This window comes from Mesorhizobium sp. P170090, assembly GCF_057786115.1.
The window spans coordinates 3,620,319-3,636,558 of sequence record NZ_JBYNWH010000001.1 but is presented as its reverse complement, the minus strand read 5'-3'; the positions used below and the strand labels follow the sequence as shown (position 1 = coordinate 3,636,558).

General features: G+C 62.5%; 21 protein-coding genes. 8 read left to right on the top strand and 13 right to left on the bottom strand.

The genetic code is table 11. The features are described from left to right. Positions 1-25 precede the first annotated feature (25 nt). Complete coding sequence (locus AC3EML_RS17465) at positions 26-478, top strand: cupin domain-containing protein (RefSeq protein ID WP_023730864.1); 453 nt, start codon at positions 26-28, stop codon at positions 476-478. Positions 479-555: 77 nt separating this feature from the next. On the opposite strand, the gene AC3EML_RS17460 is transcribed toward AC3EML_RS17465, so the two are convergent. Continuing rightward, entirely contained in the window at positions 556-837 is a 282-nt protein-coding gene (locus AC3EML_RS17460) for a helix-turn-helix domain-containing protein (protein WP_023689492.1), read from the bottom strand. Between the two features lie 296 nt (positions 838-1,133). Between AC3EML_RS17460 and AC3EML_RS17455 the strand changes: the two genes are divergently transcribed. Together AC3EML_RS17455 and AC3EML_RS17450 are read left to right on the top strand one after the other, a co-directional pair. Continuing rightward, entirely contained in the window at positions 1,134-1,748 is a 615-nt protein-coding gene (locus tag AC3EML_RS17455; protein WP_023669379.1) for a hypothetical protein, read from the top strand. Positions 1,749-1,909: 161 nt separating this feature from the next. Continuing rightward, positions 1,910-2,116: a hypothetical protein gene (locus AC3EML_RS17450; protein WP_084559020.1), complete on the top strand. Its 207-nt coding sequence runs from the start codon at positions 1,910-1,912 to the stop codon at positions 2,114-2,116. Positions 2,117-2,350: 234 nt separating this feature from the next. Here AC3EML_RS17450 and AC3EML_RS17445 read toward each other — a convergent pair whose 3' ends face one another. Further along, on the bottom strand, positions 2,351-2,554 hold the full coding sequence (locus AC3EML_RS17445; protein ID WP_023669377.1) for a hypothetical protein: 204 nt from the start codon (positions 2,552-2,554) through the stop codon (positions 2,351-2,353). 413 nt (positions 2,555-2,967) lie between these two features. Between AC3EML_RS17445 and AC3EML_RS17440 the strand changes: the two genes are divergently transcribed. Further along, a complete protein-coding gene (locus AC3EML_RS17440) occupies positions 2,968-3,237 on the top strand; it encodes a hypothetical protein (RefSeq protein WP_023669376.1) in 270 nt (89 codons plus the stop codon). A 73-nt stretch (positions 3,238-3,310) separates the two neighbouring features. Here AC3EML_RS17440 and AC3EML_RS17435 read toward each other — a convergent pair whose 3' ends face one another. The 7 genes from AC3EML_RS17435 to AC3EML_RS17405 all read right to left on the bottom strand — a co-directional run bounded on the left by AC3EML_RS17435 (position 3,311) and on the right by AC3EML_RS17405 (position 8,107). After that, a complete protein-coding gene (locus AC3EML_RS17435) occupies positions 3,311-3,613 on the bottom strand; it encodes a hypothetical protein (RefSeq protein ID WP_023705060.1) in 303 nt (100 codons plus the stop codon). Between the two features lie 84 nt (positions 3,614-3,697). Beyond that, the gene (locus AC3EML_RS17430; protein ID WP_023669374.1) at positions 3,698-4,240 is read right to left on the bottom strand and encodes a MerR family transcriptional regulator; all 543 of its coding nucleotides are present in this window, start codon (positions 4,238-4,240) and stop codon (positions 3,698-3,700) included. Positions 4,241-4,374: 134 nt separating this feature from the next. Continuing rightward, positions 4,375-4,698 carry an integration host factor subunit alpha gene (locus tag AC3EML_RS17425; protein WP_006201891.1) on the bottom strand — a complete coding sequence of 108 codons (324 nt, stop codon included), beginning with the start codon at positions 4,696-4,698 and terminating at the stop codon, positions 4,375-4,377. Between the two features lie 104 nt (positions 4,699-4,802). Then, positions 4,803-5,774: a beta-ketoacyl-ACP synthase III gene (locus AC3EML_RS17420; protein ID WP_023689495.1), complete on the bottom strand. Its 972-nt coding sequence runs from the start codon at positions 5,772-5,774 to the stop codon at positions 4,803-4,805. A gap of 9 nt (positions 5,775-5,783) precedes the next feature. Continuing rightward, complete coding sequence (gene plsX / locus AC3EML_RS17415) at positions 5,784-6,854, bottom strand: phosphate acyltransferase PlsX (RefSeq protein ID WP_023700539.1); 1,071 nt, start codon at positions 6,852-6,854, stop codon at positions 5,784-5,786. Between the two features lie 147 nt (positions 6,855-7,001). Continuing rightward, positions 7,002-7,550 carry a YceD family protein gene (locus tag AC3EML_RS17410; RefSeq protein WP_023734143.1) on the bottom strand — a complete coding sequence of 183 codons (549 nt, stop codon included), beginning with the start codon at positions 7,548-7,550 and terminating at the stop codon, positions 7,002-7,004. Between the two features lie 14 nt (positions 7,551-7,564). Next, the gene (locus AC3EML_RS17405; protein ID WP_023734144.1) at positions 7,565-8,107 is read right to left on the bottom strand and encodes a ubiquinol-cytochrome C chaperone family protein; all 543 of its coding nucleotides are present in this window, start codon (positions 8,105-8,107) and stop codon (positions 7,565-7,567) included. 115 nt (positions 8,108-8,222) lie between these two features. On the opposite strand from AC3EML_RS17405, the gene AC3EML_RS17400 reads away from it, so the two are divergent. After that, complete coding sequence (locus AC3EML_RS17400) at positions 8,223-8,735, top strand: outer membrane protein assembly factor BamE (RefSeq protein ID WP_023669368.1); 513 nt, start codon at positions 8,223-8,225, stop codon at positions 8,733-8,735. 100 nt (positions 8,736-8,835) lie between these two features. On the opposite strand, the gene AC3EML_RS17395 is transcribed toward AC3EML_RS17400, so the two are convergent. Next, positions 8,836-9,876 carry a helix-turn-helix domain-containing protein gene (locus AC3EML_RS17395; protein WP_352498377.1) on the bottom strand — a complete coding sequence of 347 codons (1,041 nt, stop codon included), beginning with the start codon at positions 9,874-9,876 and terminating at the stop codon, positions 8,836-8,838. A gap of 209 nt (positions 9,877-10,085) precedes the next feature. On the opposite strand from AC3EML_RS17395, the gene AC3EML_RS17390 reads away from it, so the two are divergent. After that, a complete protein-coding gene (locus tag AC3EML_RS17390; protein ID WP_352521821.1) occupies positions 10,086-11,000 on the top strand; it encodes a LysR substrate-binding domain-containing protein in 915 nt (304 codons plus the stop codon). A 58-nt stretch (positions 11,001-11,058) separates the two neighbouring features. Here AC3EML_RS17390 and AC3EML_RS17385 read toward each other — a convergent pair whose 3' ends face one another. Together AC3EML_RS17385 and AC3EML_RS17380 are read right to left on the bottom strand one after the other, a co-directional pair. After that, the gene (locus AC3EML_RS17385) at positions 11,059-11,616 is read right to left on the bottom strand and encodes a hypothetical protein (protein WP_352521820.1); all 558 of its coding nucleotides are present in this window, start codon (positions 11,614-11,616) and stop codon (positions 11,059-11,061) included. A gap of 75 nt (positions 11,617-11,691) precedes the next feature. Continuing rightward, positions 11,692-11,997: an anthrone oxygenase family protein gene (locus tag AC3EML_RS17380; RefSeq protein ID WP_352521855.1), complete on the bottom strand. Its 306-nt coding sequence runs from the start codon at positions 11,995-11,997 to the stop codon at positions 11,692-11,694. A 453-nt stretch (positions 11,998-12,450) separates the two neighbouring features. Between AC3EML_RS17380 and AC3EML_RS17375 the strand changes: the two genes are divergently transcribed. Continuing rightward, the gene (locus AC3EML_RS17375; protein ID WP_352521819.1) at positions 12,451-12,996 is read left to right on the top strand and encodes a dTDP-4-dehydrorhamnose 3,5-epimerase family protein; all 546 of its coding nucleotides are present in this window, start codon (positions 12,451-12,453) and stop codon (positions 12,994-12,996) included. A 1-nt stretch (position 12,997) separates the two neighbouring features. Next, positions 12,998-13,996 carry a glycosyltransferase family 2 protein gene (locus AC3EML_RS17370; RefSeq protein WP_023834247.1) on the top strand — a complete coding sequence of 333 codons (999 nt, stop codon included), beginning with the start codon at positions 12,998-13,000 and terminating at the stop codon, positions 13,994-13,996. Positions 13,997-14,073: 77 nt separating this feature from the next. Here the strand turns inward: AC3EML_RS17370 and AC3EML_RS17365 are convergent, their stop codons facing one another. Next, positions 14,074-16,215, bottom strand: a complete 2,142-nt coding sequence (locus AC3EML_RS17365) for a sodium-translocating pyrophosphatase (RefSeq protein ID WP_352521818.1) — start codon at positions 16,213-16,215, stop codon at positions 14,074-14,076. Positions 16,216-16,240 lie beyond the last annotated feature (25 nt).

Sequence of the window (16,240 nt, the reverse complement as noted above, 5' to 3'; positions counted from 1 at the left end):
CCCACGACCAACCGGAGAGATCATCATGCTCAAGCTCGCCTCGGCTCTGGCGCTGCTGCTTATCGGGACGGCGCCGCTGCTTGCCGACGACATGCCGATAAACGCGGACGCCATCAAATGGGGCCCTGCTCCTGCTGTCCTGCCCGCCGGCGCGGACATGGCTGTCATCGCCGGGGACCCCTCGAAGGATGGCATCTACGTGCTGCGGTTGAAGCTGCCGGCCGGCTACAGGATTGCCGCGCACAACCATCCCACCTCGGAATATGTGACGGTGATTTCCGGCAATTTTCATATCGGCATGGGCGACAAGCTCGACGAGACCAAGGGCATCGAACTGACCGCCGGCGGCTTCGGCGTAGCCCCACAGGGAATGAACCATTACGCTTGGACGACAAGCGCTACGATCGTCCAGGTTCATGGCGAGGGGCCGTTCGCGATCACCTACGTCAACCCGGCGGACGATCCGAGCAAGAAGTGACATTCGCCGTTGGGCGAATGCAACAAGCCCGCCAGGGCAAACCATGGCGGGCTTGTTGAACGACGCTTGGCCGTTGTTTATGAAACGGACCGGTTTTCCACAGGCGCCGTGGGCGCCGGGGCATCGATCAGGGCCGTTTCCGGCAATTGCAATGCTGCGGCGATCCGGCGAAGTTTCGTCGGATCGGTGTCCTTGCCGCTCTCTATGTCGGCAATCTCGCTGGTCGACAGACCGCAGGTCAGGGAAAGCTCTTCAATACTGTATCCCTTTGTCTCCCGGATGGCTTTGAGGCCGGGGTGCTCGAGCGCAACGTCGGCCGCCAGCCTGGAGAAGGGTTCGTGTTTTGCAGTTTGGGGCATTGGCAACTCCATGGGGCTAAAGAGTTTTGGATCAAATGATAGGGTGTTGCCTGAGAGCCGGGACAATGCCCGCTTGACGGCGATTTGCCAAGGCCCAAACCGACCGTCACAGCATCGTGAACCGGCGTCAAAACCGCAGGCGCCAGGGCACATATAGGATCTCCGCCCCGATCTCCCAATCAAGTTCTTTTGAAGGGCCGCAGGCCGAAGTGTTCAGCGGTTTTGCGCCGCTCGCGCGTTAGCCTGATGTTGCTGGCAGCCGCATCGGGCCAGCTTTTCCCAAGAGGATCAGATCCATGACATTCAAGACATCAGCCATCGTGCTCGCCACGATTTCAGGCCTCGCTGGCGCGAGCATGGTCGCGGCGCAAGCCGCCGAGGCCGTGCGCATTCGCGGCACGGTGACCGCCTTTGCCGGAGCGACGCTGACGGTGAAGACCCGCGAAGGCGCTACCGACGCCATCGCGCTGGCTGAAGGGTGGAAGATTTCCGGCGTCGCCAAGGCGGATGCCGGGGATATCAAGCAAGGCGATTTCCTCGGCATTGCCTCTGTTTCGAAGGCCGATGGCGGCAGCGGCGCGCTCGAGGTGGTGATCTTCCCGGCCGCGCTGAAGGGCGCCGGCGAAGGCGACCGCCCGTGGGATCTCGAGCCCAACAGCCGGATGACCAACGGCACGGTCGCCGATGTCACCGAGATTGCAGGTCGCACGGTGACGCTGACCTACGACAATGGCCAGAAAAAGCAGATCGCGATCCCGCAGACGACGCCGGTGGTGACCTTCGCGCCGGCGACGCCCGCCGACCTCAAGCCTGGCGCTGTGGTGTTCGTCAACGCCGAGCGCGGCAGTGACGGCAAGCTGACCGCGGGCCGGGTCGTTGTCGGCACAAACGGCGTCATTCCGCCGATGTAAGTTGCCGACGAAGCCGCCAGACACAATCCAGAAACAAAATTCTACAGTCCGGAAAAACTGTCGAAAAGTTCGGAGGCGATAGTCATGACTGCGGGGTTCACCGGCACCGATCTTGCTCGGTGACGGCCAAATTCAGCCCGCGCAGAAAAGGAAACGAAGTCATGAAGAAGTCCCTCCTGTCGGCTCTCGGGCTGGCTTTTGCCCTGGCTGTCTCTCTGCCGCTCATCGGCGCCAGCAGCGCCGACGCAGCACCGCTGCACAAGAAGCATCACCACCATCATCATCATCACAACAAGCATCACCGCCATCACCATCACCACCACCACCACCACCACCACCACAAGAAGGTGGAGGCCAAGAAGGCCTGACACGGCCGACTTGCCCAACGGGAAGGCTGGCCCTGGAGTCCTCGCCAAGGCCGCCTTCCCGTTGGTTTTTGCCAGGCGACACGTGGAAAAGCTGAAGGCAGGATTCGATGGCGCCGATGCGCCAGAACGCGAGCAACCACAGCGCACCCCAACGAACGTATCAGGCGCAAGGCCGACAACACAGCGGTTGCCAGTTGCAGGACACCACGGGTCTCTCAATGCTGTCGGAACCCGCTAGGACGGCGCCGCGAACGCGAGCACTATTGCGATCAAAATCAAAAGCGGTCCCATCCATTTGAAATGCTTCGCGACCTGCAGCCACCATGGCTGCTGACCTTTCTGGGCCTGAAAAGGACTTTGGAGCAGCCCAAAACCAACGCCTGTCATCCACAGCCCAGCGCAGAACATGATGAACTCGTCGATGTAATTTGCGACCACGCCCGTCTCCTCCGCCGGTACCTTTGGACTGGCGTTATAGTCGCAGCCGGGAGTGGCAGAAAGCGCGGTGCCAAGTGGCGGCAATGACTGCTGCCGCTACCTGACAAGAGCCGGGCGCGGACTAGGTCTTGGCCGGCCATTTGGGCACGCCACGGTGTGACCTTCGCATGGGATGCCGCGCCGCTACCTCAGCGGCCTTCACGCGAAAATGCATGATCGATGCCGGCCCCGCCAGGCGCCGTCCGTTGGCGAAGGCTAAAAATCGACGTCGCGAAAAAACGCGAAGAAAATTCGAACCACGCATGAACCTTTGCTTTGGAGGCCGCACTAACCGGCATGGACGCCGAGAAGGCGATCCCAACACAGAAGGACGCCATGGTGGCGATCCTCGATCCAGAGAAGGAAATGCTCAAATGACCAACTTCAAGCGCATCACGCTCGCCGCGGCCCTCATCGTCTCGGCCTTCGGTTCGGCTTCCGTTCCGACCTCGGCTTTCGCCAACGGCACGCATCCCACGGGCGACGGCGGCGCGGTTTGCAAGGGCTCCGGTCATTGCCTGGTGCTCTCGATCGAGTGCAAAGGCACCTATACCGACGCCACGGACAAGAATGGCACTGTCTATGGCAAGTGCAGCCAGACCGCGCAGGTTTCGCCGCAGGCCAAGATCAAGCTCGCCAAGTAATCGGCCGCAGATCAGGGAAATGGCAGTCGTCCGCGGGACGGCCGCCATTTTCTTTTTGTTTTCGTGAATTGTTTTAGCGCCGGCTGAGCAACAAGCTGGCGAGAAGGCCGACCACGACCAACCCAACAGCAGCGGCTGTTGCCGGACGATCGCGCGCCGTCTTTTCGATCGCCCTGCCCTGCTTCCTGATCGCCGGCAGCGCATCGCTGACAAGGTCGGCAAGCTGCCCATAATAGTCCGAAGCGGCATCGCGCCCGTCCTCGTAGTAAGCACCGCCGCGTTTGGCCACGACTTTGCGCAAGGCGGCGAGCTCTTTGGAAAGGGTCGCGACCTGCTTTTCGAGATCGAGATCGGAGAGGGTCGAAAGCGATGCCATGATTGTTTTCCTTCTTTTTGAGAGAAGGCCAAACGCATGGCCGCAGAACCGGTTCCGGTCTGCTTGCCCGAGGCAGCGGAAAGGTTAGCGCACCTGGTCGAGCAGGCGCTTGCACTCCAGGAGGTCAAACAGCGCCTCCTGCAGCAAGGCCCGGTTGTCGCGCGACAGTTTCGATGCGCCGGGCTGGACCGGACCTTCCTCCTCGGTCTTGCCCAGGCCGAAAAAGCGGCGGCTGGGTTTTACCTTGGGCTGACCGACCAGCATCTCGTCATCCATGCCGCGCGGCTGGGCGGCTGGCGTCAGCGGCACCTGATCGGCCTGCCTGCGCTGCGAGATCGCTTCGACGGCAGCCATGTCGCCATTGCCGATGGCGACCAGGAAATGGTTGCCGTTCTCGCGCAGCAGTTTCTGCACGCCCTTGATCGTGTAACCCTGGTCGTAGAGCATGTGGCGGATGCCCTTGATCAGTTCGACATCCTGTGGCCGGTAGTAGCGGCGGCCGCCGCCGCGCTTCATCGGCTTGATCTGGTTGAAACGGGTTTCCCAGAAGCGCAGCACGTGCTGCGGCAGATCGAGATCCTCCGCGACCTCGCTGATGGTGCGGAAAGCGTCGGGGCTCTTGTCCATGGGCGAAATCCTCACGCTGGACGGCGATCCGGCCCAGTCTGCCGAATCGGGTATCATTTCAGCGGTTTATGAAACAATATTCAAGCCCGGCGTCAAAACGGCCCGGCGTTTTCAACCGAAGCCTGCGGCAGAACCTATTTGCCGCCCTTGGCCTTGCTGTTCTGGTGCGAGCGCAGGATACGGCTTTTCAGCACGTTCGACGACTTGAAGGTCATCACCCGGCGCGGCAGGATCGGCACTTCCTCGCCGGTCTTGGGATTGCGGCCGATGCGTTCGTTCTTGGAACGGACGTGGAAGGTGGCGAAGGACGACAGCTTCACCGTCTCGCCGCGTACGATGGCTTCACAGATTTCGTCCAGCACCGCTTCGACGAGTTCTGCCGATTCAGTGCGTGACAAGCCGACCTTACGGTAAACAGCTTCGGCAAGGTCGGCGCGCGTAAGTGTCTTTCCCCCCATGCGACCGTCCCATCAGTTCAAAAAACATAAATCGATACAGGTAAAGGCAGAGCCTAAGTAATTGATCCGGCAAGGTCAAGGACCGAAACCGGACCGTTCGGCACTTACCAGCGAACGAGAACCGCGCCCCAGGTGAAGCCGCCGCCCATCGCTTCCAGGAGCACGAGATCACCCTTCTTGATGCGACCGTCGGCGACGGCCACCGAAAGCGCCAGCGGCACGGAAGCAGCCGAGGTGTTACCGTGCAAATCGACGGTGACCACCACCTTTTGCTCAGCAATCCCGAGCTTCTTGGCCGAAGCGTCAATAATGCGTTTATTGGCCTGATGCGGCACGAACCAGTCGAGGTCGTCGGCGGTTATGCCGGCCTGCGAAAACGTCGCCTCGATGACATCGGTGATCATGCCGACGGCGTGCTTGAACACTTCGCGGCCTTCCATCCTGAGATGGCCGACCGTGCCGGTGGTCGAGGGACCGCCATCGACGAAAAGCTTGTCCTTGTGGGCGCCGTCGGAGCGCAGGCTCATCGCCAGCACGCCACGGTCGGCAATGCCGCCGGTGCCCTCATCCGCTTCCAGCACCAGCGCGCCGGCGCCGTCGCCGAACAAGACGCAGGTCGAGCGGTCGCTCCAGTCGAGGATGCGAGAAAAGGTCTCCGCGCCGATCACCAGCACGCGCTTGGCGAGGCCGCCTCTGATGTAGAGGTCGGCGGTGGTCACCGCATAGACGAAGCCCGAGCACACCGCCTGCAGGTCGAAGGCAAAGCCGTGATGCATGCCGAGCCGGTTCTGGATCTCGACGGCGGTCGCCGGAAAGGTGTTGTTGGGCGTCGAGGTCGCCAGCACGATCAGGTCGATGTCGGCAGGCGTAAGACCAGCATTGTCGAGCGCTGCGCGCGCCGCCGCCTCGCCCAGCGACGCCGTCGTCTCGTCATCGGCGGCGATATGGCGCTGGCGGATGCCGGTGCGCTGGGCGATCCACTCGTCCGAGGTCTCGACCATGCCTTCGAAATCGGCATTCTTCATGATGCGGCGGGGCAGCGCAGCACCGGTGCCGCGCACGACTGATCTGATCAAAGCTCTTTCCTATTCCTTTTCGTCGACGGTGGCGTCGGATTTCCTGCTTGCCTGGGCATGCGGGTTGCGCGCATGGAACAGGTCGAGATCGGCCTCGATGCGGTCGATCAGATTGTTGCGCACCATGTCGTAGCCAAGCTCGATGGCCGCCGCGAAACCGTCCGAATCGGCGCCGCCATGGCTCTTTACCACGATGCCGTTCAGACCCAGGAAAACACCGCCATTGGAGCGGCCTGGATCGAGCTTTTCGCGCAGGCGGTCGAAAGCGCCCTTGGCGAAGACATAGCCGATCCTGGCCATCAGCGTGCGGTTCATCGCGGCGCGCAGATAGCCTGAGATCTGGCGCACAGTGCCTTCTGCCGTCTTGAGCGCGATGTTGCCGGCAAATCCTTCGGTGACGACCACGTCGACCGTGCCCTTGCCGATGTCGTCACCCTCGACGAAGCCATGATAATTCATCGAGGCCATGTTGGCCTCGCGCAGCATGCGCCCGGCTTCCTTGACCTCTTCCTGACCCTTGATCTCCTCGACGCCGACATTGAGCAGGCCGACTTTCGGCCGGTCGATGCCGAACACCGAGCGCGCCATGCCGGTGCCGAGAATGGCAAAGTCGATCAGCTGGTGCGCATCGGCGCCGATGGTGGCGCCGACATCCAGCACCACGCTCTCGCCGCGCATCGTGGGCCAGATCGCCGCGATCGCCGGACGGTCGATGGTCGCCATCGTGCGCAGGCAGAATTTCGACATCGCCATCAGCGCGCCGGTATTGCCGGCCGAAATGCAGGCCTGCGCGCTGCCACTCTTGACTGCTTCGACAGCCTTCCACATCGACGACTTCCAGCGGCCGTGGCGCAGCGCCTGGCTCGGCTTGTCATCCATCCTGACCGCGACTTCGCAATGGTGGAACTCGCTGACCTCGGCCAATTTGGGGAATTTGGCGAGTTCGGGGCGCACCAATTCCTCGCGCCCATAGATGACGAAGCGGATGTCGGGACGCCTGACGGCGACCGTCATGAGTGCCGGGATGACCACGTTTGGCCCGTGATCGCCACCCATGGCATCGATGGAAATCCTGATCACGCGGTCTTTATCTCACTAGCTTGGGCCAGGGCACATGGCCCGCGAAAGAAATACTAAACTCGCGAAATTCGGGGGCTCGCGAAGGTTCGGCGAAAATAGCGGTTTTGGGCTGCCGCACAACCGGCTTTTCTCCGATCGCTTCGTGTTTTAGGATTTTCCAAGCAAGGATCGCAGCTTTTGCTGGAATTCATTCTCGACGGGCTCGTCCGGGCCGGCGGCATCGAGAGAGGCGCCTGCCTTGCGCGGATAGGGATCGATCGCCAGCCCGAAGAACTGTTCGGCGAGCGCGCCGACGTCGATCGTGTCGCCGGAGAATGTTTCCGGGCCGTCTGGCCCGTCGGCGTCGAGCAGGATCTCGCCGCCGCCTTCGAACCCTTGCCGTCCGAGCTTGGATTGCTCCGGCAGGAACAGCGCCTCGACCTCCTCGTCGATATGGGCCGCGACCGGCTCAAGGGTGACGATGCAGGCCTGGGTGATATCAGCCTCGACGCGGCCGCTGACCTTGACGCCATTGCGCTTCCACGGCGCCACCAAAAGCTCAGCACGGTAGTTTTCGACCGAAAGCAGCTCGTGCTCGCGCGCAAGCGTTGCGCGCTGCGCGGCGTCGGCGTCGATCACCACCTGCAAACCTTTGTGCGGCAGGCGGCCGACATTGGCCGCGAATGAGACCGGGCTAGGCGTGTCCAGATGTTTCATCTTGGTCTCCCTCCTCACTCCGCTTTCGCGACCGGAAACGCCACGGCACCGGAAACGATCGATTCGGACGGCTGTGCTTCAAGCTGCCTTGCTGCATCGATTACATAGGACGCCAGCGGCAAGGCTTGCGGCCAGGCGCCGGCATCGGGCCTGACATTGCGCGCCAGGGCGGCAGCAAGCGCGTCGGGGTCGCTGCGTCCCAGCGCGTCGTCATAGGCGGCGGTACGGCCGTAGAACATTTTGGCCAGCCTCTTCATGCGCTTGGGCACGCCGACATCGCCAATGCCCAGTTCCCGCAGCGAATGCTCGACATCGAGAAAGAACTCGTCGATCAGCACCTGCGCGACCTCTTGCGCGACGCCCTCTTCGCCGCGCAGCCGGTGCTGAAACAGGAACATATGCAGCGAAAGCATCTCGAAACGGCCGAGTGGCGTATCCGGCACATTCCAGTGGGAATAAAACACGATCTGCCGCGCCGCCGCCACGATTTGTGCGTAAAGCGCCTCGGTGATAGCGCGGTTGGCCTTGCGTTCGCGGCCAAAAAGGCGCTGGAACATTGAGGGTGGTCTCCTGGGGACCGATTGTTTGAATGGGCCTTGTTGCATCGGCAAGCAAGCTGGTTTACCGGTTTTGCCGCCCAGCGCAAGTTGCGGCCAGCTAATGGAGTTGTTGTTGCGCGCGCTGAAATTCAAGTCGACTTTTCTGCCCGGGGCCACCGCCGCGGTTTCGCTGGTGCTGGTGGCTTCCGCGCTGTCGGGCTGCAATTCGTCCAAGATGTTCGGCGACCTTAACCCTAGCGAGACGCTGACGCAGGGCTATGTTATCGACCAGCAGGCGGTCGATTCAGTGCCGGTGGGCTCCAGCCGCGAACAGGTGCTTCTGGCGCTCGGCACGCCATCGACGAAAGCCACCTTCGACAATGAGGCGTTCTATTACATTTCGCAAACGCGCAAGCGCTATGTCGCTTTCGACAAGCCGCGCCTGGTCGACCAGAAAGTGCTCGCGGTCTATTTTGGCGAGGACGGGCGCGTCACCCAGATTGCCAATTACGGTCTGAAGGACGGCAAGATTTTCGACTTCATCTCGCGCACCACGCCGACCGGCGGCAAGGACCAGAACTTCCTCAGCCAGATCATCAAAGGCGCCAGCAAGCTGGCGCCCCCCATTCCTGGCGGCGGCGCCTAAGAAGCGACCGCCTTCCTCAGATTTTTGCTTCCCCCGAAGCGACACCATCTCAGGCGACCAAAAGCCCGCGGGAGCGATCCTGCGGGCTTTTGTTTTGAGGTTATGCGGCCGCAACACCCGTCGCGCTTTGCCGCGCGTGGCCTGTTCGGCCGCCGGGCTCCAGCGAGGCGCGGTGCACAGCCGCACTCTGCCGCGCTTCCGAAGGCGTCATGCCGAAATGCCGGCGGAAGGCGTGGTTGAAGGTCGAGAGATCGCCGAAGCCGGCGTCGAAGGCGATGGCGCCGATGGTGCGGTGTGCCAGGCGCAGGTCGGATAGCTTGCTGCAAACCAGCGCCAGCCGCCGGCCAAGCACGAACTGCGACAGCGAGGTACCCTCACCCTCGAACAGCTTTCTGATATAGCGCGCGCTGACGCGGTGGCGCCCGGCCAGCGCGTCCGACCCAACATCGCCGGAAGCCAGATTGCTTTCGATATCGGCTTTGATGGCGCGAAGCCGCGCGGCGCGTATGCCGCGGCCTGCGGCGACCTCGGTGGCGTCCTGCGTTGCCCCGACCACGACCGCGATAAGGTCCTGTATGTGCTTGGCGGCAAGCCAGCGCAATTCGGACGCGGCCAGGTTCGGCTCCTGCATCAGCAGACGGACATAGCTGGTCAGCAGCAAGAACTTTTCGCCCACGCATGACATCGGCGTCATCAGGGCGGCATCCGCATTCGCAGCCATGGGCCCGAGCGCTGCCTTGGGGATGGTGATGAAGAGATGATGCGACATCGCCCGCTCGATCACATGCGGATCAGAGGAGGACAGAAGGATTGCCTGGCCGGCCTCGATGCTGGCCTCGCGGCCGAGATGCGAGAAGGTGGCAGCGCCCTCCAGACACATGAAGAAAATGTAATCATCGGTCCCCTTGGCCATGGCGCGGGAACGGATGGTGCGGAAGGCGGTGGTCCTCGAATCGGCAATGCCGACGCCCGGCAGCCGCAGGATGGTCGCGTCGACGGAGAGCTTTTCCTCCGTGACGTTAAAATCCATGTCGGTCACCATCCGGCGCAACAGGTCGCAATAGACGTTTCGCCATTCCGCTCGCGGCCACATGGCGGTCGAAAAGCGCGCATGCGCAAACTCGGGGGGTCGAATAGTCATGGGGTACTCCCAAGCGATTGTCTTCATTTCACTGTCGTTCGTAGTCGAGGCTCGTTCCATGAACGGCCTCTCATTCCGACGGCGGCAATCGGGGGGCAGTGGATGGCTACAATGATTTGCGCACTTGGACAAAAGACTATTTACGAAGCTATGGATGAGCTTAGTTCATTCATGCTAAGAAACCCAGGGGCAGGATAGGGTAACGGCAGATGACAAGACGGCTTCCACAACTGGAATCCATTCGGGCTTTCGAGGTCATTGCCCGGCTGGGCAGCTTCAAGCGCGCCGGCGATGAGCTGAATGTTACGCCAAGCGCGCTCAGCCACCGCATCGCCGATCTCGAAGCCGATCTCGGCGTGCTTCTGTTCACCCGCCATGTCCGCCGCGTCGAACTAACGCTTGAAGGCGAAAGATTGTCCGCGGGCGTGAGACGCGCACTGCTGGAAATCCAGAGCACGATCGCGAGTGTCGCGCGCAACGAGCGCACGAGGCTGAGGGTCACCGCCATTCCTTCGCATGCCGTGCGCTGGCTGGCCCCGCGTCTGCACAGGTTTCGCAAAAAGCATCCCGAAACAGAGATCGACATCAATGCGGATCTTGCAGTCGTCGACCTTTCGCAGCGAACAGTCGACATCGCATTGCGCTTCGGCGGCGGACACTATCCGGCCGTCGAGACCGAATGGCTGATGGCTGATGCGATCTTTCCTGTCGTCAGTCCCGACTATCTCGCCGCCAACGGCCCGGCCAGAGACCAGCACGATGTGCTGCGACTGTTTCGCATCCTCGACACGACGGCCGAAAATGACGAGAGCGGCGCCAATTGGCGCCACTGGTTCGAGAGAAACAATCTGCCGCTGGATACGGTTGGCGACGGCATGAATCTGAACGGCACCTTGCTGGCGGTCGAAGCGGCGGCCAGCGGGCTGGGCGTCGCCATCGCGAGGAAGTCGCTGGTCGAGAGCGATTTGCGCACCGGCAGGCTCGTCCGCCTCCTGACGACGGACATACCGACGAACTGGAACCACTACGTCGTCGTGCACCCGTCCATCTCCGCCTGGGAGCCTGCCAGATCGTTCATCAACTGGCTGAAGGCGGAAGCCGGCGACAGCGCCGGCGCCGGTTGACCTCGGCGGCCGTTTGGGAACTCTCCTCGGGAGGTCAGCAGAAGGCGCCCCCCGGTGCTCAAGGACTCATTGCACCGGCCGGTTGCTCATCCTTGCGGCCCGACTGGTTCGCGGCCTTGGCGGCAAGCGCTGCCGCCATCTGGCTCTCCAACTCGCGCAGCTTGGCGTCGAGTGTCGCCATGCCACCCCAGCCGAATGTCGCGCGGTACAGCGGTGCGATCTCGGGCGTCAGGAATTCGACGAGGGTTTCGTCCTCGACCCAGACCTTGAGCACCTTGAACAGGCGCGCATCGATCAGCTCGCTATGCCAGCCCATGCGGGCGGCAATGCCCTGGATGGTTTCGGTCGAATTGGGCGTGCTGAGCAGCACATGCGAGCCGGAGCGCAGGCGCATGTTCGGGTCGAAGCCGATGCCGAGCGGCGCTTGCTGGTCCAGAACCGTGCCGCACGGCAGGATTTCGATCAGCGAGCCGAAATCGTCGCCGAGGCAGACGAACCATGCTCCCTCAGGAAATGGCGGCGACGGCGCACGAACCGCGGTGGCGACAAGCATTTCGGCAAGGACGCTGGCGACGGCCTGCGGATCGCGGGCGTTGAATGAAGCGTGGTGCAGCATGGCAATACTCCTGTTTTCAACGGCGGCGGCCGGCAGAAGTGCCGACCCATGCCGCGGCGTTCCGCGAAAACTGAATCACCGGCTGAGCGTCAGGATGACCGCGGCAAACAGGCAGGCGTATTCGGCCAGTCCAAGCACAAGGCGCAGATTGTGGTTGGCCGCCCAGCTGTCGCGCGTCTGCGCCCAATCATCGGGGATGGTCACCGGCGTCCAGCTCTGCACCCGTTTGTTGAGCGGCACCTGACGGCTGACGGTGAAGCCAATGTCGATCACCACCAGCGCCGCGGCGACGATCGTCAGGATGCGCGGCAGGCCGGCATCGACCGCAAACATCGCCGTCGCCGCGATCAGCACCAGCGTCGTCAGCCTGACGACCGGCATCACCCGGGTAAACGTTCCGGTCGCGCATCTGATGCATGGCCATGTACTGGCCGGCGGTAAGATCATCGATGCGAAAATCATGGATTACGCCCGAGACGTAGATGCCGGCAATAATTCCAGCCAGCGCAAGCGAAGCCGTCATCAAAAACATGTCCATGTCTTTTCCTGCCGAAATGCCTTTCCCTGCCCGAAATCGCCGCGAGGGCGAGCAGACACCGCGTCGATCGCAATGTCCTGGCCATGGCCGGGGTATTAAAGCAGGCGAACGGTCCGGGCTTGGGCAGAACGGAACGATGTTTTGGGCAATGCGGCCCTCCGATTGCATCAAAACATCAAGTGCCGTGAGATCGAAACCCATCAGCAAACCTTGACGCGTACTTGCCAGCGACCGGTCAAATTCGTATCAGACCGTGCTGGCCAATGGCGCATCACGCTGAATTGGGAGGAGCATCCGTGCCGGAAAAAACCCGGACAAAACCGACAGGCTGGATGGCGACCGGAACGGCTGACAGCCAAGTGGTCACGGCTGACTGGATGCCCATCGAGCAGGTGACGATCGATGGCGTGAGGGTCAAGGAGATCAGGCCGGTCGCAACCTCCACCGGCTATCTGACCGAGATCTTTCGCGAGGAGTGGGAGCTCGATTCGGAGCCGGTCGGCCAGGTCTTCCAACGCACCTTGTATCCCGGCGCGGTGACGGGCTGGCATGCCCATGCGGTGACGACCGACCGGCTGTTCTGCTGCGTCGGCAGCGTTCGCATTTCGCTGTTTGACGGACGCAAGGCCTCGCCGACCTTCGGCGCCGTCTGGCACAAGATTATCGGCCCGCTGCGCCCGGCGGTCGTCATCATTCCGCCCGGCATATGGCACGGTGTTGTTTCGCTCGGAGCGGAGACGGCGGTGCTGCTCAACCTCGTCGACAAGGCCTATGCCTACAATCAGCCCGACCATTGGCGCCTGCCGCCAGACACCGACCACATTCCCTACAGACTGGTGTAGCGTGGAAGCATCGGCGCAGCGCGATCAGGCCGGCGGCGAACCGCTGGTTTCGATCGTGATCGCGACGCACAACCGGCCGGCAGCACTGCGGCAGGCATTGACCAGCGTCATGCGCCAGACGTTGCAAGACTGGGAAGCCTTGGTCATCGGCGACGATTGCAGGCCGGATACGGCGGCCGTTGCCGCCGAATTTGACGATACCCGCATCGTCTACATCGATCTTCCCGTCAATTTCGGCGAACAGTCCGGTCCCAACAATATCGGCTTTGCCAGGGCGCGTGGCCGCTTCGTCGCCTTGCTCAACCACGACGATCTGTGGTTTCCCGACCATTTGGCGGCGATGACCGGCTGGATCGACGCCTCGGGCGCCGACGTGGTGCTGGCGCGCGGTGCCGTCATCCAGCCGCCGTCGGCGGCCGGCAATCCTGTCAATTCGATCTTCGGGATCGGCAAGGATGGTTTTTACGACCCCGTCACGACGGAAGGATTTGGCTCGGCACACATGTTTCGCCGCGCTTCGTTCAGCCTGCTCGGACCTTGGCGACCTGCCAGCCAGTGCTTTTGCGAAAGCTCGCAGGACTGGCTGTTTCGGGCATGGCGAAAGGGCGCGGTGATCGCGACGATGCCGCACCTCACGGTGATCAAGCTGCATTCCGGCATACGCAAGGGTTCCTATCTCGGCGACAATGCGCAGGAACAGAAGGATCTTCTGGACGCCATGCAGACGCCGGACGCCTTGCGCGTGAAAATCCTTGGCTGCGCGGGCGAACCCATTCGCGTGGCAGCATCGAGTTATCTCAGGCGCAGGCTGATGGCGGCTCTTGGCATCCATCCCCGCGCCCGCGCCTTCCGCCGCAAGTATAAGCGAGGCGCCTTCCTTGCCAAGCTGCGGCGCCTGCGTGGCCTGGCGCCGATGCCTGAGCGCGAACCTGGCGTGAGCGAATTGCTCGATCGCTACAGCAAGCGCGGCGATGCCGGGACCGAGCCGGATGAGGGTTGACTGCCACCAGCGTAAATCTCAAACAAAAACCCGCGGGATCGCTCCCGCGGGTTTGTTCCTGAAGCAGTGGCGTTGCCTTAGCCGTGCGCGAGCACGGCCAGCAGCAGAAGCGCCACGATGTTGGTGATCTTGATTGCCGGGTTGACCGCCGGGCCGGCGGTGTCCTTGTAGGGATCGCCAACCGTGTCGCCGGTGACCGAAGCCTTGTGCGCTTCGGACCCCTTGAGGTGCTTGACGCCGTCCTTGTCGACAAAACCGTCCTCGAACGACTTCTTGGCATTGTCCCAGGCGCCGCCGCCCGAAGTCATCGAGATGGCGACGAACAGGCCGTTGACGATGACGCCGAGCAACGAGGCGCCGAGCGCCGCAAAGGCGGACGCCTTGGAGCCCGAGATCAGCTGCACGCCGAAATAGACGACGAGCGGCGCCAGCACCGGCAGCAGCGAGGGGATGATCATTTCGCGGATCGCCGCCTTGGTCAGAAGGTCGACGGCGCGGGCATAGTTTGGCTTGGAGGTGCCGGCCATGATGCCCGGATCCTCGCGGAACTGCTTGCGCACTTCCTCGACGATGGCGCCGGCCGCACGGCCGACGGCCGTCATGGCGATGCCGCCGAACAGATACGGGATCAGACCGCCGAAGATCAGGCCGGCTACGACGTAGGGATTGGAGAGGTCGAAGGAGACATCGCCCATGCCCTGGAAGTACGGATATTTGTCGCCATTGGCGGCAAAGAACTTCAAATCGTTCGAATAGGCCGCAAACAGCACCAGCGCGCCGAGGCCGGCCGAACCGATGGCATAGCCCTTGGTCACCGCCTTGGTGGTGTTGCCGACCGCGTCGAGCGCGTCGGTGGAGTGGCGCACTTCCTTGGGCAGGCCGGCCATTTCGGCAATGCCGCCGGCATTGTCGGTGACCGGGCCGAAGGCGTCGAGGGCGACGATCATGCCGGCAAGGCCGAGCATGGTGGTGACCGCGATCGCCGTGCCGAACAGGCCGGCGAGCTGGTAGGTCGAGATGATGCCGCCGACGATGACGATTGCCGGCAGTGCGGTCGATTCGAGCGACACCGCAAGTCCCTGGATGACGTTGGTGCCGTGACCGGTCACCGAGGCCTGGGCGATGGAGTTCACCGGGCGCTTGTTGGTGCCGGTATAGTATTCGGTGATCACCACGATAAGACCGGTCACAACGAGACCGATCAGGCCGCAGATGAACAGGTTCTTGCCGATGATGGTCATGCCGGCGACGGTGCCGACCTCGCCCCAGCCGACGGTTGCCGAGGTAGCGACACCGAGACCGACGATCGACAGCAGGCCGGTGACGATCAGGCCTTTGTAGAGGGCGCCCATGATCGAGCCGTTGGAACCGAGCTTGACGAAGAAGGTGCCGACGATCGAGGTCAGGATACAGGCGCCGCAGATCGCGAGCGGATAGAGCATCGCCGCACCCAGAGCGGCGGTTCCGCCGAAGAAGATGGCAGCCAGCACCATGGTGGCAACGACGGTCACCGCATAGGTCTCGAAGAGGTCGGCGGCCATGCCGGCGCAATCACCGACATTATCGCCGACATTGTCGGCGATGGTGGCCGGGTTGCGCGGATCGTCTTCGGGAATACCGGCTTCGACCTTGCCCACGAGATCGCCGCCGACGTCGGCGCCCTTGGTGAAGATGCCGCCGCCCAGACGGGCGAAGATCGAGATCAGCGAAGCGCCGAAGCCGAGCGAAACCAGCGCATCGATGACGATGCGGTCATTGGGCTGCAGGCCCATCGGGCCGGTCAGAATATAGTAGTAAATCGACACGCCGAGCAGCGCCAGGCCAGCCACCAGCATACCGGTGATGGCGCCCGACTTGAAGGCGATGTCGAGACCGGCGGCGAGGCTGTTGGACGCAGCCTGCGCGGTGCGCACATTGGCGCGCACCGAGACGTGCATGCCGATGAAACCGGCGGCGCCCGAAAGCACGGCGCCGATCAGGAAGCCGACCGCGGCGGTGATCGAAAGCAGCCACCAGGCGAGCACGAGCACGACCACGCCGACAATGGCGATGGTGGTGTACTGGCGCGCCAGATAGGCTTGCGCGCCTTCGCGGATGGCGGCGGAGATTTCCTGCATGCGTGCGTTGCCCTGATCGGCTGCAAAAACCGATCGTGTCGCCCAGATGGCGTAAAGGATTGAAAGCAAGCCGCAGGCGATGACGGCAGAAATGATGGTCATTGCCGAATTTTCCTCGATTGATGGC

Coding starts and splice junctions, on each gene's coding strand:
- AC3EML_RS17465 (WP_023730864.1), top strand. CDS start 26: ATGCTCAAGCTCGCCTCGGCTCTGGCGCTGCTGCTTATCGGGACGGCG.
- AC3EML_RS17460 (WP_023689492.1), bottom strand. CDS start 837: ATGCCCCAAACTGCAAAACACGAACCCTTCTCCAGGCTGGCGGCCGAC.
- AC3EML_RS17455 (WP_023669379.1), top strand. CDS start 1,134: ATGACATTCAAGACATCAGCCATCGTGCTCGCCACGATTTCAGGCCTC.
- AC3EML_RS17450 (WP_084559020.1), top strand. CDS start 1,910: ATGAAGAAGTCCCTCCTGTCGGCTCTCGGGCTGGCTTTTGCCCTGGCT.
- AC3EML_RS17440 (WP_023669376.1), top strand. CDS start 2,968: ATGACCAACTTCAAGCGCATCACGCTCGCCGCGGCCCTCATCGTCTCG.
- AC3EML_RS17435 (WP_023705060.1), bottom strand. CDS start 3,613: ATGGCATCGCTTTCGACCCTCTCCGATCTCGATCTCGAAAAGCAGGTC.
- AC3EML_RS17430 (WP_023669374.1), bottom strand. CDS start 4,240: ATGGACAAGAGCCCCGACGCTTTCCGCACCATCAGCGAGGTCGCGGAG.
- AC3EML_RS17425 (WP_006201891.1), bottom strand. CDS start 4,698: ATGGGGGGAAAGACACTTACGCGCGCCGACCTTGCCGAAGCTGTTTAC.
- AC3EML_RS17410 (WP_023734143.1), bottom strand. CDS start 7,550: ATGAAACATCTGGACACGCCTAGCCCGGTCTCATTCGCGGCCAATGTC.
- AC3EML_RS17405 (WP_023734144.1), bottom strand. CDS start 8,107: ATGTTCCAGCGCCTTTTTGGCCGCGAACGCAAGGCCAACCGCGCTATC.
- AC3EML_RS17395 (WP_352498377.1), bottom strand. CDS start 9,876: ATGACTATTCGACCCCCCGAGTTTGCGCATGCGCGCTTTTCGACCGCC.
- AC3EML_RS17390 (WP_352521821.1), top strand. CDS start 10,086: ATGACAAGACGGCTTCCACAACTGGAATCCATTCGGGCTTTCGAGGTC.
- AC3EML_RS17385 (WP_352521820.1), bottom strand. CDS start 11,616: ATGCTGCACCACGCTTCATTCAACGCCCGCGATCCGCAGGCCGTCGCC.
- AC3EML_RS17380 (WP_352521855.1), bottom strand. CDS start 11,997: ATGCCGGTCGTCAGGCTGACGACGCTGGTGCTGATCGCGGCGACGGCG.
- AC3EML_RS17365 (WP_352521818.1), bottom strand. CDS start 16,215: ATGACCATCATTTCTGCCGTCATCGCCTGCGGCTTGCTTTCAATCCTT.